At 57.4% G+C, this 23,679-nt stretch carries 22 protein-coding genes and 1 pseudogene; 10 read left to right on the plus strand and 13 right to left on the minus strand.

Annotation, left to right across the window (positions count from 1 at the left end):
- Positions 1–128: 128 nt before the first annotated feature.
- Both Q1B27_RS03010 and Q1B27_RS03015 read right to left on the minus strand, forming a co-directional pair.
- A complete protein-coding gene (locus Q1B27_RS03010) occupies positions 129–932 on the minus strand; it encodes a ferritin-like domain-containing protein (protein ID WP_299844861.1) in 804 nt (267 codons plus the stop codon).
- 35 nt (positions 933–967) lie between these two features.
- On the minus strand, positions 968–1,429 hold the full coding sequence (locus Q1B27_RS03015) for a peroxiredoxin (RefSeq protein WP_299843400.1): 462 nt from the start codon (positions 1,427–1,429) through the stop codon (positions 968–970).
- A gap of 110 nt (positions 1,430–1,539) precedes the next feature.
- Between Q1B27_RS03015 and Q1B27_RS03020 the strand changes: the two genes are divergently transcribed.
- The 7 genes from Q1B27_RS03020 to uvrA all read left to right on the plus strand — a co-directional run bounded on the left by Q1B27_RS03020 (position 1,540) and on the right by uvrA (position 13,415).
- On the plus strand, positions 1,540–4,920 hold the full coding sequence (locus Q1B27_RS03020; RefSeq protein WP_299843403.1) for an AsmA-like C-terminal region-containing protein: 3,381 nt from the start codon (positions 1,540–1,542) through the stop codon (positions 4,918–4,920).
- A gap of 7 nt (positions 4,921–4,927) precedes the next feature.
- On the plus strand, positions 4,928–5,977 hold the full coding sequence (gene queA, locus Q1B27_RS03025) for a tRNA preQ1(34) S-adenosylmethionine ribosyltransferase-isomerase QueA (RefSeq protein WP_299843405.1): 1,050 nt from the start codon (positions 4,928–4,930) through the stop codon (positions 5,975–5,977).
- 102 nt (positions 5,978–6,079) lie between these two features.
- Complete coding sequence (locus Q1B27_RS03030) at positions 6,080–7,354, plus strand: MFS transporter (RefSeq protein WP_299843407.1); 1,275 nt, start codon at positions 6,080–6,082, stop codon at positions 7,352–7,354.
- 103 nt (positions 7,355–7,457) lie between these two features.
- Complete coding sequence (locus tag Q1B27_RS03035; protein WP_299843410.1) at positions 7,458–8,045, plus strand: DUF924 family protein; 588 nt, start codon at positions 7,458–7,460, stop codon at positions 8,043–8,045.
- A gap of 124 nt (positions 8,046–8,169) precedes the next feature.
- A complete protein-coding gene (gene lpdA, locus Q1B27_RS03040) occupies positions 8,170–9,564 on the plus strand; it encodes a dihydrolipoyl dehydrogenase (RefSeq protein ID WP_299843413.1) in 1,395 nt (464 codons plus the stop codon).
- A 214-nt stretch (positions 9,565–9,778) separates the two neighbouring features.
- A complete protein-coding gene (locus tag Q1B27_RS03045) occupies positions 9,779–10,381 on the plus strand; it encodes an outer membrane beta-barrel protein (RefSeq protein WP_299843416.1) in 603 nt (200 codons plus the stop codon).
- A 175-nt stretch (positions 10,382–10,556) separates the two neighbouring features.
- Positions 10,557–13,415 (plus strand): excinuclease ABC subunit UvrA, encoded by a 2,859-nt coding sequence (gene uvrA / locus Q1B27_RS03050; protein ID WP_299843422.1) that lies wholly within the window; start codon positions 10,557–10,559, stop codon positions 13,413–13,415.
- A gap of 147 nt (positions 13,416–13,562) precedes the next feature.
- Here the strand turns inward: uvrA and infC are convergent, their stop codons facing one another.
- Entirely contained in the window at positions 13,563–14,108 is a 546-nt protein-coding gene (gene infC, locus Q1B27_RS03055) for a translation initiation factor IF-3 (RefSeq protein WP_299844864.1), read from the minus strand.
- Between the two features lie 203 nt (positions 14,109–14,311).
- Here infC and Q1B27_RS03060 point away from each other — a divergent pair, with 203 nt between their 5' ends.
- A complete protein-coding gene (locus Q1B27_RS03060) occupies positions 14,312–15,130 on the plus strand; it encodes a translation initiation factor 3 (RefSeq protein WP_299843425.1) in 819 nt (272 codons plus the stop codon).
- Positions 15,131–15,205: 75 nt separating this feature from the next.
- On the opposite strand, the gene Q1B27_RS03065 is transcribed toward Q1B27_RS03060, so the two are convergent.
- From Q1B27_RS03065 to cobA, 6 genes and pseudogenes are all read right to left on the minus strand, one after another.
- A complete protein-coding gene (locus Q1B27_RS03065; RefSeq protein ID WP_299843428.1) occupies positions 15,206–16,054 on the minus strand; it encodes a ferredoxin--NADP reductase in 849 nt (282 codons plus the stop codon).
- Positions 16,055–16,123: 69 nt separating this feature from the next.
- On the minus strand, positions 16,124–16,531 hold the full coding sequence (locus tag Q1B27_RS03070; protein WP_299843431.1) for a DUF934 domain-containing protein: 408 nt from the start codon (positions 16,529–16,531) through the stop codon (positions 16,124–16,126).
- Entirely contained in the window at positions 16,528–17,262 is a 735-nt protein-coding gene (locus tag Q1B27_RS03075; protein ID WP_299843434.1) for a phosphoadenylyl-sulfate reductase, read from the minus strand. The genes Q1B27_RS03070 and Q1B27_RS03075 overlap by 4 nt, the downstream gene beginning before the upstream one ends.
- Positions 17,249–18,916 (minus strand): nitrite/sulfite reductase, encoded by a 1,668-nt coding sequence (locus Q1B27_RS03080; RefSeq protein WP_299843438.1) that lies wholly within the window; start codon positions 18,914–18,916, stop codon positions 17,249–17,251. Before Q1B27_RS03080 ends, Q1B27_RS03075 begins: the two co-directional genes overlap by 14 nt.
- Complete coding sequence (locus tag Q1B27_RS03085) at positions 18,909–19,217, minus strand: DUF2849 domain-containing protein (RefSeq protein ID WP_299843440.1); 309 nt, start codon at positions 19,215–19,217, stop codon at positions 18,909–18,911. The genes Q1B27_RS03080 and Q1B27_RS03085 overlap by 8 nt, the downstream gene beginning before the upstream one ends.
- A gap of 1 nt (position 19,218) precedes the next feature.
- Positions 19,219–19,974: pseudogene (gene cobA, locus Q1B27_RS03090) on the minus strand (uroporphyrinogen-III C-methyltransferase); the annotation flags it as partial.
- Between the two features lie 184 nt (positions 19,975–20,158).
- On the opposite strand from cobA, the gene Q1B27_RS03095 reads away from it, so the two are divergent.
- Positions 20,159–20,620 carry an Lrp/AsnC family transcriptional regulator gene (locus Q1B27_RS03095; RefSeq protein WP_299843443.1) on the plus strand — a complete coding sequence of 154 codons (462 nt, stop codon included), beginning with the start codon at positions 20,159–20,161 and terminating at the stop codon, positions 20,618–20,620.
- A gap of 39 nt (positions 20,621–20,659) precedes the next feature.
- Here Q1B27_RS03095 and tpiA read toward each other — a convergent pair whose 3' ends face one another.
- The 4 genes from tpiA to Q1B27_RS03115 all read right to left on the minus strand — a co-directional run bounded on the left by tpiA (position 20,660) and on the right by Q1B27_RS03115 (position 22,929).
- A complete protein-coding gene (tpiA, locus tag Q1B27_RS03100; protein ID WP_299843446.1) occupies positions 20,660–21,415 on the minus strand; it encodes a triose-phosphate isomerase in 756 nt (251 codons plus the stop codon).
- A gap of 41 nt (positions 21,416–21,456) precedes the next feature.
- Positions 21,457–21,807: an iron-sulfur cluster assembly accessory protein gene (locus tag Q1B27_RS03105; RefSeq protein ID WP_299843449.1), complete on the minus strand. Its 351-nt coding sequence runs from the start codon at positions 21,805–21,807 to the stop codon at positions 21,457–21,459.
- A 29-nt stretch (positions 21,808–21,836) separates the two neighbouring features.
- Positions 21,837–22,199 carry an SUF system Fe-S cluster assembly protein gene (locus Q1B27_RS03110; protein WP_299843451.1) on the minus strand — a complete coding sequence of 121 codons (363 nt, stop codon included), beginning with the start codon at positions 22,197–22,199 and terminating at the stop codon, positions 21,837–21,839.
- 193 nt (positions 22,200–22,392) lie between these two features.
- Entirely contained in the window at positions 22,393–22,929 is a 537-nt protein-coding gene (locus Q1B27_RS03115; RefSeq protein ID WP_299843454.1) for a TetR/AcrR family transcriptional regulator, read from the minus strand.
- A gap of 112 nt (positions 22,930–23,041) precedes the next feature.
- Here Q1B27_RS03115 and Q1B27_RS03120 point away from each other — a divergent pair, with 112 nt between their 5' ends.
- Positions 23,042–23,662, plus strand: coding sequence for a glutathione S-transferase family protein (locus Q1B27_RS03120; protein WP_299843457.1), 621 nt, complete (start codon positions 23,042–23,044; stop codon positions 23,660–23,662).
- Positions 23,663–23,679: the final 17 nt, after the last annotated feature.

Below are 23,679 nucleotides of genomic sequence, written 5' to 3' on the forward strand. Positions count from 1 at the left end.
CAAAAAATCGCCGATATGCAAAGGGTTGAAGGCTGAGGGATTTCAGATTTCTCCGCAATCTGGCCTCGAAAAAGCCCGCTTCAACTGAACGTTGCGCCAAATTTTGGGATGTTATCCAGGCGGGTGCATCAGGTTTTGACTGGTGACGAAGCGGCCAACGGCCAGTAGAAATCAGGCGGCAATCCGGCCTCTGCGCGCTTTTCTTCGTTGAAGGGAGGCTTCAACGCGCCGTGAAAATATCGCCGAACCAGGTTGTGAAACGCATCCTTCGGGTCGATATCATTCCGACCACAAAGAAAGTGAAACCATTTCGAGCCATAGGCGACATGGCCGACTTCCTCGGCATAGATCACTTCCATCGCAGCCACGGACTTGTCGTCACCTGCCCGCTTGAAAATGTCGATCATGCCGGGGGTTACGTCCAGCCCGCGCGCCTCAAGTACCATCGGAACGACCGCCAGGCGCCCCATGAAATCCTCCGTCGTGTCTTCGGCCGCGCGCCACATGCCCGCATGGGCCGGCAGATCGCCGTAGAAACTGCTATTTGCTTCAAGACAGTCGCATATCAGATTGAAATGCTTGGATTCCTCGTCAGCGGCCTTCACCCAGTCGTCAAAATATCCAATGGGCATTTTCACATCCGCGAACCGGGCGATGATGTCCCAATGCAGGTCGACCGCATTCAGTTCTATATGCGCCACGGCATGTAGGATGGCGATCCGGCCCTTTTCGCTACCGGGGCGGCGACGGGGTACGTCGCGCGGATCCAGCAGTTCGGGCTTTGCGGGTCGGGCGGGGCGCATGGGCGGTGGCGCCCTGCCAATCGCTATCTCTTCACCGGCGGATCGTGCCGCAAACCAACGCTGTGCATGAGCCCGCGACAGTGCAGTCTTCTCGCGACCATCGGCGGTGTTCAGCACCTCAACGGCCATGTCGCTCAGGCTCTTGCCGCTCAGGCTCTTGCCGCTCATAACGCCTGCGCCGCCTCCAACACCTCATCAACATGTCCTGGCACTTTGACCTTGCGCCAGGCACGCGCGATCGTGCCGTCACCGTCGATCAGAAAGGTCGACCGTTCGATCCCCATGAACTTCTTGCCATACATGCTTTTTTCCTTCCAGACGCCGTAGCTTTCGCACACGTCGCTGTCGGCATCGGACAGTAACGCCACCTGCAATCCATGTTTGTCACGGAATTTGTCGTGGCTGGCCACGGTGTCCTTGGAGACGCCAAGCACAGTCGCGCCCGCTGCGGCAAAGGCATCGGCCATATCGGTGAAGGCAATCGATTCCTTCGTACAGCCCGGTGTGTCATCGCGCGGGTAGAAAAACAAAACCACCTTGCCGGGACGCAGGGATGAAAGTGTGATTTCCTCGCCACCATCGCGCGGCAGGGTAAAATCGGGGGCAAGATCGGTGGCGTCAGGCATGGTCTCTCCTTTAAGGATGCAAAAAAGTGAGTTTCATATTAGGTCGCAAGCGGCAAGAATAAAGCCACGAGGCAGCAAAGACCGGCATTGCGCCGGATGAACCGATAAAAATGAACCAGACGAGCGATCAGAAAACTCTCCCGGTGCGTCGCAAGCGCCGCTGGACCTGGCTGTTGCTGGGGCTGGTCAGCATGCTGGTGGCCGGAGCTTTCTATGGAATGTCACTGGTTGGTACGCAAATTACCGCGCCCGAGTGGGTGCGGCAAAAGATCGTTTCCCGGCTGAACTCTGACCAGACGGAATTTGATGTCGCGATTGGTGAGGTTGCGGTGGTTATGCAAGAGGGCTGGAAACCGCGCCTCTTGTTGCGGAACCTTCGGGTCAGCGATGCGGCCGGGGCGCCGCTCGTGAACCTCTCTGACATTGCTGGGACTGTCGCGCTCAGACCATTGCTGCAGGGGCAATTGCAACCAACCTCGATCCGGCTTTCCGGCGCACGGCTCATTCTGCGCCGCTCCGCGGATGGCGTCTTTGATCTGGCACTTGGTGATACGGTCAAATCGGTCGATCAGGCACCGAACATCGCTGCATTGGTCGATGATCTGGATGCGTTTTTGACGCGTGACAGATTTACGGCGCTCAATCGGATCAGCGCCGAAAACCTGAGCATCCAATTCGACGACCGACGCGCCAACCGGTCATGGACAGTGGATGGCGGGCGGTTGGGCCTGACGCGTGACGGGGATGATCTGAACATCCGGGGCGATTTTGCGCTTTTGGGCGGGCGCGATTACGCCACCACGCTTGAGATGAGCTATAGCGGTCGCATTGGCAGCACCGCTGCGGACCTCGGGCTGAGTTTCGAGGACATGACGACCGATGACATCGCCGGACAATCTCCGGCCCTGGCCTGGCTCAGCGCACTCAAGGCGCCGATTTCCGGTGCTTTGCGCACTTCGGTCAGGCCGGATGGCACCTTCGGGCCGCTCAATGCAACCTTGCAGATCGGTGAAGGTGTTTTGCAACCGACCGAAGCGACCGAACCCGTCGCCTTTACCTCGGCCCGCAGCTATTTCACTTACGATCCGGTCATGCAGACCATGCAGTTTGACGATCTGTCGGTTGTCAGCAACTGGGTGACCGCCCGGGCTGCAGGTCGCGCGACCTTGATGAATGTCGAAAATGGCTTGCCCGAGGAAATACTGGGTCAGATTTCGGTGACCGAGATCACTGCAAACCCGAACGAAATCTATGCCGAACCGATTTCGCTGGCCGGTGCCAATATGGATGTCCGTTTGCAGATTGAGCCTTTTCAATTGTCGCTGGGCCAACTCAGTTTCAGCGATCAGGGCAACACGCTGGTCATGAAAGGGGCAGTCAAGGCCGCGCCTGACGGGTGGGATGTGTCGCTGGACGGCCAGATGGATACGCTGACACCCAAGCGTCTGGTCGAGCTTTGGCCGCCGGATTTCGCAGACGGAACCCGAAAATGGATTGACGAAAGTGTCCAATCCGCTGATCTGAAAAACCTGCAATTTGCACTTCGTATCGCGCCAAGCCGGAAACCAGAAGTGTTTCTTGGGTTCGATTTCGATGGGCTGAATACGCGCTTTATGAAGAAGATGCCGCCTATCCAAGAGGCGTCGGGCCATGCGTCGCTCTACGACAACCGCTTTACGATCACGGCCAATAGCGGCCATGTAGTAGCGGCACAGGGTGGTCGGATTGATGTATCGGGCACCAGTTTCATTGTACCGGATGTGCGCATCAAACGCAGCCCCGCGCGGGTACGCCTGAGCACATCCAGTACCATCACCGCCGCGCTTTCGCTGTTGGATGAAGAGCCTTTAAGGATACTTCAAAAGGCCGATCAACCGGTCACGCTGGCAGACGGCCGGGCAAAATTGACGGGGCAACTCGACTTTTTGCTAAAAGACAAGCTCAAAACCTCGGAAGTGGCGTTTGACGTCACGGGCGATCTTAGTGGTGTCCGCAGTGAAAAGCTTGCGCCAGGGCGTCTGATCACCGCTAACAAGCTTCAGGTTTCTGCCGGAAATGAGGCGTTGAAAATTGGCGGTGACGGCCAGATCAGCGGCGTGCCTTTCACCGGTCAATGGGAATCGGCGCTTGGAACGCAGGCAGATGGCACCAGCCGATTTAATGGCAAGATCGAACTTTCCGAACGCTTTACAGATGCCTTTCGGATCGGCCTGCCGCCGGGTGCGATTTCGGGGGCAGGGCAAGCAGACATCACGATTGAACTGGCGCGGGATGCGCCGGGACGTTTTTCGCTTTCCTCCAATCTAATCGGTGTCGGGCTTCGCCTTCGGCAATTGGGCTGGGCGCTGTCGCAAAAGGCATCGGGTACGCTGATTGTTGCGGGCCAGCTTGGGCAACCGCCGACAATTGAAACGGTAAGTCTTGATGCCGGCGGTCTGGTTGCACGCGGCAGTATCCAGCTTTATCCTTCGGGCGGCTTGAACCGGGCGTCGTTTTCGCAGGTCAAACTGGGTACATGGCTGGATGCGCCGGTCGATCTGATCGGACGCGGGGCAGGGGCCTCGCCTGCGGTTCATGTCCGGGGCGGCAGCATCGACCTGCGCCAGACCTCGTTGGCAAGTGGCGGTGGCTCTCAACGTGGCAAGCAGGGCGGGCCGATCACCCTTGAACTGAATTGGCTGCTGATCTCTGAAAGCATCGGACTGACCAATTTCCGCGCGCAGCTTGATACGTCACGGGGTCTTGACGGCAATTTCACGGGCAAAATTAACAATGGTGCGGTGATCAGCGGCCGTGTTGTGCCGCAAAACGGACGCAGCGCATTCCGTATCCAATCTGAAAATGCGGGCGCGGTCATGGTGTCGGCCGGTCTATTGCAGAATGCACGCGATGGCAAAATGGATCTGATCCTGACACCTGCCGGTGAAAAAGGCAGTTATAATGGCAGGCTGGGCATTGATGATTTCCGGGTCAGGGATATTCCCTGGATGGCCGCGCTGATGAATGCGGTCAGCGTCATCGGCATTCTGGAACAGATACAAAGTGATGGATTGCATTTCTCCCGGGTGGACGCGAAATTCCACCTATCGCCGGATCGTGTCACCTTGATCGAAAGCAGCGCAGTCGGTGCATCGCTGGGGATATCCATGGACGGCTATTACTATCTGGGTAGCAAGCGGATGGATATGCAGGGCGTGTTTTCACCGATCTACCTGGTCAATGCCGTCGGCAGGTTTTTCACCCGCAAGGGCGAGGGGCTTTTTGGGTTCACCTACAAGATCAAGGGGCCAGCGTCGTCCCCTTCGGTGTCGGTCAATCCGCTATCCGCGCTCACACCGGGCATGTTTCGGGAATTCTTTCGCCGCTCCCCTCCTAAGGTGCAGCGGGGGGCAAGCGATCAACCAACCACGCAGGCCCCTTCGACCAAACAGGTGCTGCCAAATGAAGAGCCACCGCGCCAACGCAATAACAGCAGTAGCAGGGACCGCTGAAAACCCCATGAAACTAAGTGATTTCGATTTTGATCTACCCGATGGGCTGATTGCAACGCGTCCGGTCAAACCTCGCAGTGCCGCGCGGCTTTTGGTGGCGGAGGGCAAGCGGATCACCGACACACATGTGAATCAATTGCCCGAATGGTTGCGCCCCGGTGACCGGCTGGTACTGAACGATACGCGTGTGATCCCGGCCCGACTCAGCGGGACGCGGACGCGCTTGGGCGATGCGGGAACAACCTCGGCCCGGATCGAGGTGACTTTGCTGGATCCCGGCCCCGAAGGCACGTGGAACGCGCTGGTCAAGCCGCTCAAGAAAATCCGCGAAGGCGAAACGGTGATCTTCTCAGACGAGCTTTCTGCCGAGTTGCTGGGCAAATCCGAAGGTCAGGCGCAGTTGCAGTTCAATCTGACAGGCGATGATTTCGACGCCGCCCTGACCGAGGCCGGAGCGATGCCATTACCGCCCTACATTGCCGCCAAACGCCCGGCGGATGCGCAGGACAAGACCGATTATCAGACCGTGTTCGCCCGCACGCCAGGCGCCGTTGCCGCGCCCACCGCGTCTCTGCATTTTGACGAACCGTTGTTGAAGATCTTGCAGGACAACGGCATCGCATTCACCCATGTCACCCTGCATGTTGGCGCTGGCACCTTTTTGCCGGTCAAGGTCGAGGACGTTAAGACGCATAAAATGCATGCCGAATGGGGAGAGGTCAGCGCGCAGGCCGCGTCCGAGATCGCTGCCACCAAACAGGCCGGGCATCGCGTGATTCCGGTGGGCACAACCGCCTTGCGCCTGATCGAAAGCGCTGCGCGCGGTGGACAGATTTCTCCCTGGCGCGGCGAGACCGATATCTTCATCTATCCGGGTTTCCGTTTTCAGGTCGCCGACGCGTTGATGACCAATTTCCACCTGCCAAGATCCACACTGATGATGCTGGTCTCGGCGTTGATGGGGCAGGGCACGATACGGCAGATTTATGCCCATGCGATTGCACAGCAATACCGGTTTTTCTCTTACGGAGACGCTTCCTTATTGATCCCGGAATAAAACACTGTCACGCGGGCCAAATGCGACCCCAACTGAGTCGCTGCCAAGGATGACAACGCGGTTTTGCAGTTTACGCTGACAGGAACAATCAGGAGTTCCCCGATGATCAAGGTAATGTCCAGCGCCTGGGCCCTTCTTTTGGGCATGATGCTTTTGCAGGTCGGCAACGGCCTTCAGGGGACATTGCTTGGCGTGCGCGGCGAGATCGAAGGCTTTACGACCTTTTCCATGTCGCTGGTGATGTCGGGCTATTTCCTGGGGTTTCTCTTTGGCTCGAAAATGGCACCGGAACTCATCCACCGCGTTGGGCATGTCCGGGTCTTTGCCGCGCTTGGATCGCTGATCTCGGCCGTGCTGATCCTGTATCCCGCGCTGGCCGATCCCTGGGCCTGGGCCCTTGGCCGGGTGCTGATCGGGTTTTGCTTCTCGGGCGTTTATGTAACTGCTGAAAGCTGGCTCAACAACGCATCGTCGAATGAAACTCGTGGCCAGGCGCTATCGCTTTACATGATCATGCAGATGGTCGGGATCGTCTCGGCGCAGGGCATCATGGTGATGGCAGATGCATCGGGGTATGTGCTTTTTGTCATCGCCTCGGTTTGCGTTTCCGTGGCGTTTGCCCCCATTTTGCTGTCAGTCACCCCGACGCCCGCCTATGACACCACCAAACCGATGAGCCTGCGTGAAATTCTGCGCATTTCACCCTTGGGATGTGTCGGTATGCTGCTTCTGGGGGGCGTGTTTTCGGCTCAGTTCGGGATGGCTGCGGTCTATGGCGCCGAGGCCGGGCTGAGCATTGGACAGATTTCGACATTCGTGGCCACCTTCTATGTGGGCGCCCTGATCGTACAATATCCGCTTGGGTATCTTTCAGACCGCATGGATCGGCGTGTATTGATCATGGCGGCAGCACTGGTGGCCGGGGGCGGGGCATTCCTGGCGATGATGTTTGGCAGCTTCTTCCCGATGCTGCTGATTGGCGCGTTCCTGATCGGGGGTACGACGAACCCCCTTTATTCACTGCTGATTGCTTATACCAACGACTTCCTTGAACCTGACGATATGGCCGCTGCCGCAGGTGGTATGGTCTTTATCAACGGGCTTGGTGCGGTTGCTGGCCCGATGGTAACCGCCTGGATCATGGGCGCTATTGGTGCACATGGCTACTTCCTCTTTATCGGCCTTCTGATGTTCAGCATGTCTGCCTATGCCGCCTATCGGATGACCCAGCGTGCCGCGCCTTCGGTCGAGGAAACCGACAGCTACACAATGGTTCTGCCGTCGGCCTCACCCATGGCTGTCGCCTTCGCCCAGGAATACGATATCGAAGCCGCCGAGGCCGAAGCCGAATTGCAAGCGGAAGAGGCAGAAGAGTAACACTCACCTCTATGTGACGTCCGGTAGTATTAATTTACTATCCGGCTTGGTAACAGTTGAGTAACGTGAATTAGTAAATCATAGGAAACCCAAGGAGATACCTATGGTCGCGCCGGACGATGTACTGAGTTTTTGGTTGGATGATGTGGGACAGGCGGGCTGGTACGAAGCTTCGCCCGAACTGGACCAGAAGATCCGGGATCGCTTTGAAGAGGCATGGCATGAAGCCCGAGAAGGCCGGTTTGGTCTTTGGCTGACATACCCTTCAGGCACCTTGGCTTACCTTATCCTGATGGATCAGCTTCCCCGCAACATGTTCCGTGGAGAGGGCTCAGCCTTTGCCACTGACCGCCATGCGCTGGCCGCCGCCAAGGCTGCCATCCATCGCAAATGGGATATGCGGATTGATGAACCCGCACGGCAGTTCTTTTATCTGCCGCTGATGCATTCCGAGAACCTGTGTGATCAGGATCGCTGCATCAGGCTGATCTGCGAACGGATGCCGAAAAATGGACCCAGCAACCTGCTGCACGCGCGTGCCCACCGCGAAGTGATCCGCATGTTTGGTCGCTTCCCCTATCGCAACAAGGCCCTTGGGCGGGAGTGCATCGCGGTGGAGCGTGAGTACATCGCGGATGGCGGTTATGGTGCGACGCTGCGGGATTTGCAAGCTGGCGACGCCGCCGCCTGATCTTCCTTCGAAATAACCCGGTCCAGAAGGCGCCGCGGCGAAATGCTGCGGTCGCAAATTGCTGCGTTGCTGCGTCTGCAAAGATAGTTTAATATCAAACTAATTCTGGAATTCGGAGAACCTCATGGCGTCCAAATCTTTTGATATGATTGTAATCGGGGCCGGACCCGGCGGCTATGTGGCTGCCATTCGCGGTGCCCAAAACGGATTGAACGTTGCAATTGTCGAGCGTGAACATATGGGCGGCATCTGCCTGAACTGGGGCTGCATCCCGACCAAGGCGTTGCTGCGCTCGTCCGAGGTGTTTCACCTGATGCACCGCGCTAAAGAATTCGGTCTCAAGGCGGATGGGATCGACTATGATCTTGATGCCGTGGTCAAACGCTCACGTGGCGTGGCCAAACAGTTGAATGGCGGTGTTGGCCACCTTCTGAAAAAGAACAAAGTGACGGCCGTCATGGGTGCGGCCACGCTGACTGGTAAAGGCAAGGTCAGCGTTAAGACCGACAAGGGCACCGAAGAACTGACCGCCAAGAACATCATTCTGGCCACGGGTGCGCGCGCCCGCGAATTGCCGGGGCTTGAGGCTGACGGAGATCTGGTCTGGACCTATAAACATGCGCTGTTGCCGCCCCGCATGCCAAAGAAATTGCTGGTTATCGGCTCGGGCGCGATCGGCATTGAATTCGCCAGTTTCTACAACACGCTGGGTGCCGACACGACCGTGGTCGAGGTAATGGATCGTGTTCTACCTGTCGAAGACGCCGAAATCAGTGCCTTCGCGAAGAAGGCGTTTGAAAAGCAAGGCATGAAGATCATGCAAAAGGCGATGGTCAAACAGCTTGATCGCGCCAAGGGCAAAGTGACCGCTCATATCGAGGTCGGTGGCAAGGTTGAAAAGCACGATTTCGATACCGTGATTTCTGCCGTAGGCATTGTCGGCAATGTCGAAGGTTTGGGGCTGGAGGAACTGGGCGTGAAGGTTGACCGCACCCATGTTGTGACCGATGAATTCTGTCGCACCGGTGTCGATGGCCTCTATGCGATCGGCGATATTGCCGGCGCGCCCTGGCTTGCGCACAAAGCGAGCCATGAGGGTGTGATGGTCGCGGATCTGGTCGCTGGTAAACATGCGCACCCGGTCAAACCAGAAAGTATTGCGGGTTGTACCTATTGCCATCCGCAAGTCGCATCAGTTGGTCTAACCGAGGCCAAGGCGAAAGAAGCAGGCTTTGACGTCAAGGTCGGACGCTTCCCCTTCATCGGCAACGGCAAGGCGATTGCGCTTGGTGAACCGGAAGGGATGGTCAAAACCATCTTTGACAAGAAAACCGGAGAGTTGCTGGGGGCCCATATGATTGGCGCCGAAGTGACCGAGCTTATCCAGGGTTACGTTGTTGGTCGTCAGCTTGAAACCACCGAAGAAGACCTGATGAACACTGTCTTCCCGCACCCCACGCTATCAGAAATGATGCACGAGAGCGTGCTGGATGCCTATGGTAAGGTCATTCATATCTGACACGTATCTGGCGCGACTTTTGTCGCGTCGCTGACCGGAAAATTCACCCTCGCGCCGCGTGTCGGCCGAGGGTTTTTTGATCTGACCACGCCATTTAACCCCCAATATGCGGATTTGTGAAACGCTGTGTTAACCTCTTGGAAACACATCTTTTACTTGTATCGGCTATTCTTTGGTTCTCGCTCAACAGGGCGAATCCATCAGGAGAATCCCGATGACCGCACATCCGAAACACTTTTGTCTCGCTGCGTTCGCTATATTCGTGGCCGTGCCGGTATCGGCGCAACAGGCGTGGGATGGGCCATATTTGGGCGTTCATGTTGGGGCGGTAACCTCAGATCTCTCAAATGGTATCGCGGCAACGCCGGGCCCGTCAGGCACCACGTCGGGTATGGTTGGCGGCTTCCAGCTTGGATATAACTGGCAGAGCGGCAGCTCTGTTCTGGGGGCCGAGGCTGACGTGACCCTCACCGATATCAGCGACCGTTTTGTTGGTGGCGCTTTTGATGAGGACATGATGACCTCACTGCGCATTCGCGCCGGGGTGACACAGGGTGAAACGCTGTTTTTCGGTTCTTTCGGTGTTGCCTGGACGGAACAGCACACGTCGCTGACCGGTACGGGGTCCAGCAGCGATTTCGAACCCGGCCTGATGCTGGGCGCCGGAGCAGAACGGTTTCTGTGGAACAATATCGCTGGCCGTGTCGAGGCCTATTATGTCGACGCCCCGGCTGAGACACGTAACATCGGTGGCACAGCTGCGGCGAATGGCTCGGAAAACGTGATCTTCCGCGCCGGTCTCAGCCTGCATTTCTAATCAGACGCTCTTCGCACGACGATTCCTGACATTTCCCGTCAGCATGCGCCTGTCGGTATTATCCCTCGCTGCGAAAACCTGCGCCGAAACTCTTATGTTCGCTTATTGTTCGCATTTTTGACTTGGAAGAACCCGCCGCCTCAACTATCTGTAACCCACTGACACGGGGGAGCTGATGGCCGATCTCAAGAAAATCGAGGTACGCGGCGCACGCGAGCACAATCTGGCATCAATCGACGTGGATATTCCGCGCGATGAACTGGTTGTAATCACAGGCCTTTCCGGGTCAGGCAAATCCAGCCTGGCATTTGATACCATCTATGCCGAAGGCCAGCGCCGCTATGTCGAATCGTTGTCCGCCTATGCCCGTCAATTCCTCAATATGATGGAAAAGCCGGACGTTGATCACATCAGCGGTTTGTCCCCGGCGATTTCGATCGAGCAAAAGACAACCTCCAAGAACCCGCGTTCCACCGTTGGCACCGTGACCGAAATCTATGACTATATGCGGCTACTTTTTGCGCGCGTCGGCACACCTTATTCGCCCGCCACCGGCAAACCGATCGAGGCACAGCAGGTTCAGGATATGGTCGACCGCGTCATGGCGATGGAGGAGGGGCTGCGCGCCTATCTTCTGGCACCCATCGTGCGCGACCGCAAAGGGGAATACCGAAAGGAATTCCTAGAACTGCGCAAGCAGGGGTTTCAGCGCGTCAAGGTCGATGGCCAATTCTACGATCTGGATGAACCGCCCACGCTCGACAAGAAATACCGCCACGATATTGACGTTGTGGTCGACCGGATTGTGGTCAAAACGGGCCTTGAGACCCGTCTGGCTGACAGTTTCCGCACCGCGCTTGATCTGGCAGACGGTATCGCCGTTCTGGAAACCGCGCCCAAAGAAGGCGATCCCGACCGCATCACCTTCAGCGAAAATTTCGCCTGTCCGGTCAGTGGATTCACCATCCCCGAGATCGAGCCACGCCTGTTTTCCTTCAACGCCCCCTTTGGGGCCTGCCCGGAATGTGACGGGCTTGGCGCAGAGCTATTTTTCGATGAACGCCTCGTTGTGCCCGATCAGAACCTGAAAATCTACGACGGTGCGCTGGCCCCCTGGCGCAAGGGAAAATCGCCCTATTTCCTGCAAACGATCGAAGCCATCGCCAAGCATTACGAGTTCGACAAGAACACCAAGTGGAAAGATCTTCCCGCCCATATCCAGCAGGTCTTTCTCTATGGGTCGGGCGATGAGGAAATCCAGTTCCGCTATGATGAAGGTGGTCGCGTCTACCAGGTCAGCCGTGTGTTCGAGGGTGTTATTCCCAACATGGAACGCCGCTACCGCGAGACCGACAGCAACTGGATTCGCGAAGAGTTTGAGCGCTATCAGAACAATCGTTCCTGTGGGGCGTGCGGTGGCTTCCGCCTGAGGGAAGAGGCGCTGGCCGTCAAAATCGCTGGTCTGCATGTGGGTGAAGTGGTGCAGATGTCGATCCGCGAGGCGTTTGACTGGTGCCAGACCGTCCCCGAAAGCCTGACCAAGCAGAAGAACGAAATTGCGCATGCGATCCTCAAAGAAATCCGCGAACGGCTGGGCTTCCTGAATAATGTCGGCCTTGAATACCTGACCCTCAGCCGTAATGCCGGCACGCTTTCAGGCGGTGAAAGTCAGCGTATCCGGCTGGCCAGCCAGATCGGTAGCGGCCTCACGGGCGTGCTCTACGTGCTGGATGAGCCGTCTATTGGTTTGCATCAGCGCGACAATGGTCGTCTTCTGGAAACCCTCAAGAACCTGCGAGATCAGGGAAATACCGTGATCGTCGTCGAACATGACGAAGAGGCGATCCGCACTGCCGACTATGTGTTCGATATCGGTCCGGGTGCGGGGGTACATGGGGGGCGCGTCGTCAGTCATGGCACGCCCGATCACATCGCCAGCGATCCAGCCTCGATCACTGGGCAGTATCTGTCGGGCCAACGTGAGATTGAATTTGCCAGCGACAGGCGCAAGGGAAATGGCAAAAAACTCAAAGTTGTCAAGGCGACAGGCAACAATCTTAAAGAAGTGACGGCGGAGTTTCCGCTGGGCAAATTCGTATGCGTCACCGGTGTGTCTGGCGGCGGTAAATCGACGCTGACGATTGAAACGCTGTTCAAAACCGCTTCGATGCGCCTTAACGGTGCGCGTCAGACACCTGCGCCCTGTGAGACCATCAAGGGATTGGAGCATCTGGATAAGGTGATCGACATCGATCAGCGCCCGATTGGCCGCACACCCCGGTCGAACCCGGCCACCTATACCGGCGCTTTCACCCCGATCCGCGACTGGTTTGCGGGTCTGCCAGAAGCCAAGGCACGCGGATACAAGCCCGGACGTTTCAGCTTCAACGTCAAAGGCGGGCGTTGCGAGGCGTGTCAGGGTGATGGGCTGATCAAGATCGAAATGCACTTCCTGCCAGATGTCTACGTCACTTGCGAGACTTGTCAGGGCAAGCGTTACAACCGTGAGACGCTGGAGATTACCTTCAAGGGCAAGTCCATTGCCGATGTACTGGACATGACTGTCGAAGACGCTCAGGAGTTCTTCAAGGCAGTACCCTCGATCCGCGAGAAGATGGACGCGCTCAGCCGGGTTGGTCTGGGCTATATCAAGGTCGGTCAGCAGGCAACGACGCTTTCAGGCGGTGAGGCGCAGCGGGTAAAACTTTCGAAGGAGCTTGCGAAACGCTCCACCGGGCGCACGCTCTATATCCTTGATGAGCCCACGACGGGTCTGCATTTCGAAGATGTGAAAAAGCTTTTGCAAGTGCTCCACGAACTAGTGGAGACGGGCAATACCGTGATCGTGATCGAACATAACCTCGATGTGGTGAAAACCGCGGACTGGATCATCGACATTGGTCCCGAAGGCGGCGACGGGGGCGGTCAGATTGTTGCCACGGGCACACCAGAGGCGGTCGCCGAGGTGCCTGCCAGCCATACAGGCCACTATCTGAAAGATATGCTCAAGCCCCGAAAAGTAGCCGCTGAATAGCCGTATAGCGTCTGACACTCGCCCATGTCCGAAATCGGCAAAATGACTGAAAGAGCGCAACGCGAGGTTGCCTGATTTCGGACGGGGAAGTGTACACAATCGGCGTACACTGTTTACACTGTGTACACCTGCGCATTGCCTTGACGATCAGCGGGCGACGGGGCCGATCACCATGATCATCTGACGGCCTTCCATTTTCGGCATATTCTCGACCTTGCCGATTTCCTTGGTGTCTTCTGCCACACGCTCCAGCAGATCACGGCCCAGTTCCTGATGAGCCATTTCACGGCCGCGAAACCGCAAAGTGACCTTCACCTTGTCCCCGTTTTGAAGGAATTTGACGACGTTGCGCATTTTGACGTCATAGTCATGGGTATCGGTATTGGGCCGGAATTTGACCTCTTTGACCTCGATAACCTTCTGCTTTTTACGGGCTTCGGATTCACGCTTTTGCTGTTCGTATTTGTATTTGCCGTAGTCCATGATCTTGGCGACCGGGGGATTGGCATTGGGCGAAATCTCAACCAGGTCAAGCCCGGCTTCTTCAGCCATATCAAGGGCTTGCTCGGGTGACACCACTCCGACATTATCGCCATCAGCGCCAATCAGGCGGATTTCGTTAGCGCGGATATTTTCGTTGACGCGGGGGCCGGTGTCGCGCTGAGGTGGCGCGTTGTGGGGTCTGCGAGCTATGGTTTTGATCCTTCGATAGCATTCTTATATGAGGCTGCAAACTATCTGCGCCTGCTGGGTGATTCAAGCGCCAAAATAGGCTGATCTGAGCCGAAACCGGCGACATTCCCCCTTGTGGGTTTTAATTTTCGGCTGCATCTGGTGTGTCACAACCTATGTGGCCAAGATTTGTGTGAATGGCCTGATAATTAAGGGGAACTTAGATGAGAAACCTACTTTGGATAATTGTCGCTGCCGTTGTTCTGATCGGGGGTTATATGCTGTTCACCGGAAAATCGGTGAATGAGATGACCGATTCCGTGACCGACACCACGACAGAAACAGAAGCGGCTGAAAGCGCAGCCGACACTGCCGCTGAAGCGGTTGATGAAGCCGCTGACGCGGTTGGCGAAGCTGCGGATGCAGCTGCCGATACTGCTGGCGAGGCCGCAGATGTTGGGGCTGACACGGCGCAGGAAGCTGTGGATACGGCGACCGAGGCTGCCGAATCAGCGACAGACGCTGTTAAGGATGCGGTCGATGATGCCGCAAATGCAGCCAGCGATGCGGTTGATGACGCGGCAAATGTCGCCGGTGATGCTATCGATTCCTTGACCGGCGCCACTGGCGATGCAGCGGATGCGGCCTCGGACGTAGCCACGGAGGCCGAAGAGGCAGCGGACACCGCAGGTGAAGCCGCTACTGACACCGCGACCGAAATGGCCGACGACGCTGCTGATACTGCAAGTGAGGCTGCTGACACAGCGGCCGATACCGCCGGAGACGCTGCTGATGCTGCGACAGACACCGCGACCGAAGCTGCCGATGCTGCAAGCGACACAGCAATGGACGCGACAGAAAGCGCAGAAGAGGCTTTGACGGTTGAGAATTTCAGCCTCGAAAAAGTTAATCAGATGATTGCCGACTCTGACCTTGGTGATGTCAAGAAAACCATGCTGCAAGAATCGGTTAAGGCTGCTCAAGATAGCCCGGAAACTCTGAAAGCGGCGCTTGAGGCGGTGAAGCAAGCCCTCGGCATGTAAGTCTCTAACACGACCAAAAGAGAAACCCGCGCCGAGAAATCAGCGCGGGTTTTTGTTACGGCAAAGCTATTCGTATCAATCCAGGAATGCCTTTTCGACGACGTATTCCTTGGGGGCCGAATTGGCACCTTCGCGCAACCCGAAACCTTCAAGCATTTCTTTTAGCTCCAGATTGAAAGCGAGGTTGCCGCAAACCATCGCGCGGTCTGTTTCAGGGCTCAGCGGCTCCACGCCCAAATCGGTAAATGCCTCGCCTGAGCGCATCAAGTCGGTGATACGGCCCATCTTGGGGCTCTCTTCGCGCGTTGTGGTTGGGTAGTAGCGCAGCTTTTTGAGATTCTCTTCGCCGATCAACTCTTGCAACATCTCGTCATTGCGGATGCTCTCAATCAACTCGGCGCCATAGGTCAACTCACCGACCTCGCGGCAGGTGTGGGTGATGATTACCTCGTCGTAATCCTCGTAGGTCTGCGGGTCGCGCAGGAGCGATGCAAAGGGTGCGAACCCGGTGCCGGTGGCAAAGAACCAGATGCGTTTCCCCGGCAGCAGCGCGTCATGCACCAGCGTGCCCACGGGTTTGGGCCGCAAAATGATCTCGTCCCCGGGCTGGATATGCTGCAACCGGCTGGTCAGCGGGCCGTCCTGCACCTTGATCGAATAGAACTCCAGTTCGTCATCCCACGAAGGCGAGGCGATGGAGTAAGCGCGCAAGAGCGGTTTCTGCTTGCCGGTTTTTGGGTCCGGGTCACCCATCAGGCCGATCATCACAAACTCGCCCGAGCGAAACCGCAGAGATGCAGGCCGGGTCACCCGAAAGGAAAACAGACGATCCGTCCAGTGCTTTACCTGTGTCACCGTCTGCGCATCGGGCAGGGTGGGAAGTTTGACAGCCTTGGCTTCGGTCACAGTAGTAATCTCGTTCATTGCGTTCTGCCGGTCGAATAGACCGGCACCTTTCATTAGTCTTTGATCCAGGTCAGGGGAAGGGGGTAATCAGCCGCGCAGGCGGGCCTGATAATCATGCGCTTGCCATTGAGCGCGGAATTGCCATTGATCTTGGGGCTGTCGGGCCGCCAGTTCATCGCTGATTTCGACCTCGTCAAAGCCCGAGCGGCGGGCCATGGCGTATTGATCGGCAATCACATGCCCCTTGGCGCGCAGGCGACCATCATACCCCATCAGGCGCAGCTGTCTTGCAATGGTAAAGCCGCGGCCATCGGCAAAACTGGGGAAATCGACGCGGATCATCCGCAGGTCGGCCAGCCGGTCGTTCAGCTCGGTCGGATCGCTGTCCGACGTCAGATCAATCGAATGGTCCTGCGCCGTGGCGTCAGACAGGGGGCTGAAACTTTCATTCCATCCATCGGGGGCAAAGCCGGTATCGGTGACAATCACGCTCATGCGTTCACTCCTTTTCGCACCATCTTGCCGTTCACAAAATGGATGCCACATTCGGTTTTTTCGGTATCGCGCCAGCGTCCGGCGCGGGGGTCTTCGCCGGGTTTGACCGGCGAGGTGCAGGGCATGCAGCCAATCGAGGGGTATCCCCTGGCAACCAGCGGATGGCGCGGCAGGTTGTTTTCCTCGATATAGGTGCGGATATCATCCGGCGTCCAATGGGCCAGCGGGTTGACCTTGATCCGGTGAGTGCCCTCTTCGATTTCGAAGAATTCCAGCCCGGCACGGGTGCTGCCCTGATAGCGTTTGCGCCCGGTGATCCAGCCGTCAAAACTGTGCAAAGCAGCCTGAAGCGGCAGCGTCTTGCGCAGGGTACAGCAGGCATCCGGATCGCGCTTGTGCAGATCATCGTCGGGGTCTTGCGCCAGCAGGCTGTTTTGCGACGCGTGCAGGATGCGCAGATCACTCAACCCCAGACGCTCAGCCACCTCTTGCTGGTACACCAGCGTCTCGGTGAACAGCATCTCGGTGTCGATGAAGATCACCGGCGTGTCCCGCTGCGTGACCGACACCATGTGCAGCAGCACCACAGATTCGGCCCCGAAGCTGGAGACCAACGCCAGTTTACCGGCGTAAGGGTCCTTGAGCGCGTGTTGCAGGACGGATATCGCCGAGTGATGGCGATACCTGTCGTTCAGCGCCCTGACCCGTTCGGTCAGGTCACTCTGCGGCATAGGCCTTGTCCTGCTGATAAAGGGCCACCTTGAACGGCGCGAGGCCGACACGGGCATAGGTCTGGGCGAATGTCTCGGTCGGATCGCTGCGCAGATCTAGATAGGCGTAAACGATCCGCTCGATCGCGGGCAGAATTTCGGTTGCCGAAAAGCCCGGCCCGGTCCGGTCGCCCACACGCGCGTTCTCGGTGGCATCACCGCCAAGGGTGATCTGGTAGTTCTCCACCCCCGCGCGGTCCAGACCCAGGATTCCGATATGGCCGACATGATGATGCCCGCAGGCATTGATGCAGCCCGAAATCTTGATCTTCAGATCGCCGACCTCATGCTCAAGCTTCAACTCATCGAACCGTGTGGCAATCTCTTGGGCGATCGGGATTGAACGGGCCGTGGCCAGCGCGCAATAATCCATGCCGGGGCAGGCGATGATATCGCTGATCAGGCCGATGTTGGCCGTGGCCAGCCCGTGTTTCTTCAGCATCGCATGGATCACCGGCAGGTCGGATTTATGCACATGCGGCAGAATCACGTTCTGCTCATGGCTGATGCGCAGCTGATCGTGGCCGTATTTCTGGGCCAGATCGGCCATGACGCGCATCTGTTCGGAACTCGCGTCGCCCGGTGTCGCGCCATGCGCCTTGAGGCTGATTTGCACGATCGCATAGCCGGGGGCGCGGTGTTCCGCCAGGTTGGTGTCGACCCAGGACCGGAAGATCGGATCGTGCTTGTAGGCGGTCTCGTACTCCGCCAACGATGCTTCCCGGAAATCCGGCGCGGCAAAGGCTTCCTTGATCTCGGCAAACAGCTTTTGGTCGATTCCCGAGAAGCTGGGGCGGATCATCTGGAAGACCCGTTCAACCCTTTCGCGGATGTCATCGATGCCATGCTCGTGCACGGTGATCTTGATACGGGCCTTGTATTTGTTATCGCGACGGCCCAGCAGGTTCCAGACGCTGACGGTTGCCTCGAGATAAGGCAGAAGATCCTCTTCGGGCAGGAAATCGCGCAGCACCTTACCGATCATCGGGGTGCGGCCCAAGCCGCCGCCGACGATCACGCGATAGCCGATTTCACCGTCCTGTTCGACGATTTGCAGACCGATGTCGTGGGCCTTGATCACCGCGCGGTCATTTGGGCTGCCGGTGACGGCAATCTTGAATTTGCGCGGCAGAAACTGGAACTCGGGGTGGTCGGTAGACCATTGTCGGATCAGTTCAGCCACGGGGCGCGGATCGGCGACCTCATCCGCGGCGGCACCGGCGAAATGGTCGGCAGTCACGTTGCGGATGGTGTTGCCGCTGGTCTGGATCGCATGCATCTGCACCTCAGCCAGCGCATCCAGCATATCCGGCACATCGCTCAGTTTCGGCCAATTATACTGGATGTTCTGACGGGTGGTGAAATGGCCATAGCCCTTGTCCCACTTGTCGGCGATATCCGCCAACTTGCGCATCTGGATGCTGCCCAGCGTGCCATAGGGGATGGCCACGCGCAGCATATAGGCGTGCAGTTGCAGATAGAGGCCGTTCATCAGGCGTAGAGGCTTGAATTCATCTTCGGTTAGCGCACCGGCGATGCGGCGTTCCACTTGGCTGCGGAATTGCTTGTTACGCTCGGCTACAAAGGCCGCGTCGAATTCGCTATAGTCATACATTGGTCAGCTCCGCTTGCTTGCCATGGTTGTAGTTCGAGGGGCCGGTGCGCCGGAAATCCTCGCGGAAATGGGTGGGTTCTGGCCCATTGTCGCCTGCAGCCACATCGGCCAGATAGGCGCCGACAACCAGCTCGGGCTGGCCTTCAGCCTGCAACAGGCGCAGTTGCGCATGGTCTTCCTCGGCTATCACCTCGGCCTCGCTCAACCGGCGAGTCCAGGTGTCTTCAGCGGTGAAGTAGACAACATCGCCTTCGATCAGTGCGTTGGCGGTCACGACTTTCGGGGTGAATTCACGGGGCATGTCAGGCAAGCTCCTGTTGGGAAATGGTTGAGAGTGAAGAATGCGCCTCGCGCGGGGCAAGGCCATAGAAGGTCAGCGCCGGTCCGTCGAAACCCGAGGCAGAAAGATCAGAGGGCAGGGTGCCCAGCGTGGTCGCTAAAACGCGCTGATCCCGGCGGCTGGCATTTTCGATGACGGTCACTGGCGTGGCCCGGTCCGCCCCATGCATGATCAGGCGGCCCTGAATAAATCGGGCTGATTTCTTACCCATGTAGATCGCTGCAACTTCGCCCTGGCGCGCCAGCGCTTTCCAGTCATGATCGGCAAAACCCTTCATGTCATGGCCCGTTAGTATGCGGACTGAGGCATTGCGACCGCGTTTTGTCAGGCTCTGACCGATGGTGGCGACGCTGGCCGAAGCGGCGGTAATGCCGGGTATGATATGCCAGGTGATGCCAGCGGCCTGAACCGCGTCGATTTCTTCGTCCAGACGCCCGAAGACCGTGGGATCACCGCCTTTGAGGCGAACGACATCTGCACCTTCGCGCGCATGTTCGACAATCGACGCGTTGATATCATCCTGATGGGTGGAGGGGCCGAAACCTTCTTTGCCAACATTGATCAGGATGCTCTTGGCACCCGAAAACGTCAAAATCTCTGAGCTAACCAGGCGGTCATGGATCACGACATCTGCGGCTTCAAGCGCCCGAAGCGCCTTAAGCGTCAGCAGTTCCGGATCTCCCGGGCCCGCACCGACGAAGGCGACATGGCCTGTGCTCTTGGGCGCATGATCAGTAGGGTTGCTCTCAAAGGGTTTCATCGGGCCGGATCCAGAAGTAATTGACTTGCCTCTATATAGGAAATATTCCCACTATTGCGCCAGATGCCCCGCCGAATAAGGACATATGTTTCTCCTGGGCCGCATAGGTGATGATATGTTCCACAATTGAAGGAAATGTAGAATGTCTGTCCGAATAGATGATCTGGACCGAAAAATCCTCGTGCAGTTGCAGCAGGATGGTGGTCAGTCGCTTGATGATATTGCCAAGATTGTAGGCAGTTCCAAGACGCCGGTCTGGAACCGGATTCGCAAGATGCGCGAAGCGGGGGTGATCAAACAGCAGACGTTTCTGTTGGATGCCGAAGCCCTAGGGTTTGAAGCCTGTTTCTTTGTGTTGATCCGTACGTCCGAGCATGATGCGGGATGGCAGAAAGCGTTTTTGAAGGCGCTGCGCGACAGGCCCGAGGTGCAGGAGGCGCATCGGTTGGCCGGGGATATCGACTATATCCTCAAGGTACGGGTTGCGAATGCGCGGGCTTATGACGTGTTTTATCAGGCGCTGATATCAGAGGTGAAGGTGCACAATGTCACTGCACTTCTATCTATGGAAGAGATCAAATCAACGACGATGCTGCCGCTTTGAGATGATGTTCACCGTTGAGCGTTAGGGCGCGGGGATAGATCAGGCGCTTTCTTCCAAAGCTTTGATAATAGGCGAGAAATCAGATTGTTTCAGGCTGGCGCCGCCAACAAGTGCGCCGTCGACATTATCGGTTTCGAAAATTTCAGCGGCGTTTGAGGGTTTGACGGAGCCGCCATAGAGAAGTCGTACGCCATTGCCAATATCGGGCCCGAAACGGGTGATCAGTCGGGTGCGGATGAAATCATGCACCTCGTCGATCTGGGCGACCGTGGGGGTGAGGCCGGTGCCGATGGCCCAGATGGGTTCATACGCGATCACCGTGTTCACGGCTGTCGTGGCATCCGGTACGGAGCTGGAGAGCTGGCCGGCGATGATGTCGAGCGTATTGGCAGCTTCGCGTTCGGACAGACTTTCGCCCAGACAAATGATGGCAGTCAGGCCAGCGGCATGGGCGGCGCGGGCTTTGGCGCGCACCAACTCACTGGATTCATTGTGATTTTCCCGCCTTTCTGAATGGCCGAGGATCACATGAGTTGCCCCGGCATCGGTCAGCATGGGGGCGGAGATATCGCCGGTATGGGCGCCGGTGGCTTCTGAATGGCAATCCTGCCCGCCTATATCTAGTGGTGCGGTGTCGGCCAAGGCTGCGGCGTCGCGGAGAAGGGTGGATGGCGGGCAGATGAGGATATCGACCGACGGATCAGGATGCGCGGAGACCAATGCCTGAAGCTCGGACAATGCGGCGCGTGTGCCGTTCATCTTCCAGTTTCCGGCGGCAAGTTTACGTCTGCTCATTTAAAAATATTTCCTGATACCAATGACTTGCGGCGACAGGCCTACATGCCTTCGAACTTGATGGATTCGCCGCAGCCGCAGGCCTCGGTCACGTTGGGATTGTTGAATTTGAAACCGGATTCCAGCAATGACACTTCGTAATCAATCTGGGTGCCAAAGAGGAACATCTGCGCCATCGGGGCGATCATGACCCGTGCGCCATCCTGTTCGACCACCTCATCATGGGGGTCGACCTGGGTCACATACTCCATGGTGTATTCCATGCCTGCACAACCGCCTTTTTTGACGCCGATGCGCAACCCCTCATGACCATCTTTGGCCATCAGCCTGGCAATCTGGCCAGCGGCGGCATCGGTCATGGTGACGGCCTGTTTTCCGGGAATGCCAAACATTAGCTTCGCCTTATAATCCTTTGATCATTCTACATGAAACCAAGTTCTAGACGCGCTTCATCACTCATCATGTCCATGCCCCAGGGGGGCTCCCATGTCAGCTGCACATCGACCTGCTTCACACCGGCCAAAGGCTCGATCGCTTCGGCGACCCAACCGGGCATTTCGCCCGCCACCGGGCAGCCCGGTGCGGTCAGGGTCATTGCGATGCTGACTGCATTTTCGCTATCAATATCAATGGTATAGATCAGGCCCAGATCATATATATTGACCGGAATTTCGGGGTCATAGACCGAGCGGCACGCCTCGACGATCTGATCATAGAGGGGATGATCGGTGCTGGAGGGCGCGATCAGCGGGGCGCCTTCAAGGGGTTCGGGGCTATGTGTCATCTAAGAGTCCTGACGTTATCCTGACCAAACATATAGGAATTATCCGGGGCCGCGTCCAGTGGCAGTAGGACGCAGCGAAACCGTACAAGGCGTACGTTTTGTACGTGCGAAACGTACGTAAATCAGCGTGTTCGTGGCAACAGGCGTACGGGCCGTACGGAATCGATCCTTTTTCTGCGCCAAAATTGCACCTTCAATCTGCCGCACTGGCACAAATCTGCTGGGCGGCCCGATCCATGACCGACAGATCCTTGAGACTGACCGCGACGGTCATCGCGCCCTGAAGCTGGCACTGGATGCGCAGGGCCAGTCCCGGCTTGTCCGGCATGTCAGGGGGCATGGCTGCGGTCAGCCACGCGATGTTGCCGCGAAAGAATTCGGACACGCGGGTGGCCACCTTGTCGGGCAGCCCCGCGCTTTCGGCGGCCAGCATGCCGCACAGGCATTGCAATTGGTTTTTGCGCAGCGCGTCCCGGTAGACCTGACAAAAGAGCGCCAGCGACCGCGGCCAGTCCTGGGCATCGGGTGCGCCAACCTGCGTCGCGATCCGATCGGCGTAGCGGTCGACAACGGCCAATCCCAGATCTTCCTTGTGGCGGAAATGATAGTGGATGCTGGCCGATTTGATCCCCATCTCATCCGCCAAATCCCGAAAGCTGACGGCGTGATAGCCGCGCAGGCGGATGGCGTTTTCGGCCAGATCAAGAATTTGAGTGCGGGTGTCGGGCATCAGTCTCACGTTTTTGCGATCTATCAGTAGATAGGCTTGACCCGGGGCGAGCGCAAGTGCATACATCTACCTACTACTAGATAGATACATAATACGAGAGAGAGGAAACACCATGAAGGTATATGAATTTGCCGGCTTCCCGAACCCGGCGCGCGTGCGCATTGCCCTGGCGGAAAAGGGTTTGACCGATCAGGTCGAGTTCATCTCGGTCAATGTGCCCGAGGGCGAACATCTGTCGGAGGATTACCGCGCCAAGAACCCATCCGCCGCGGTGCCGCTGCTGGAACTGGAGGATGGTACGTATATTTCGGAGTGTTCGGCGATCACCGAATATCTGGATCAGTTGGATGGTGCCCCGAGCCTGACCGGTAAGACCCCGAAAGACCGCGCGGTGATTCACATGATGCAGCGCCGGGCCGAATCTGGTTTGCTGGATGCGGTGGCAACCTATTTTCATCATGCGACACCCGGCCTTGGCCCAGATGTCGAAAGCTATCAATGTGCGGAATGGGGGACGCATCAGAAGGAAAATGTGCTAAAAGGGATGCGGTATCTGGATGGCGTTCTGGCAGATCAGCCGTATCTTGCAGGCGATGATTTCACCGTGGCAGACATCACGGCCTTTGCCGGGCTTGCCTTTGCCGGATTTGCCGAGATTGCCGTGCCGGAGGAGTGCAAGAACCTGAAGGACTGGCATGCGCGGGTTTCGACCCGGCCGTCGATCGCAGCCTGAGCGCATAGGGAAAAAAG

Source organism: uncultured Roseovarius sp., from assembly GCF_947489715.1.
Lineage (GTDB): Bacteria > Pseudomonadota > Alphaproteobacteria > Rhodobacterales > Rhodobacteraceae > Roseovarius.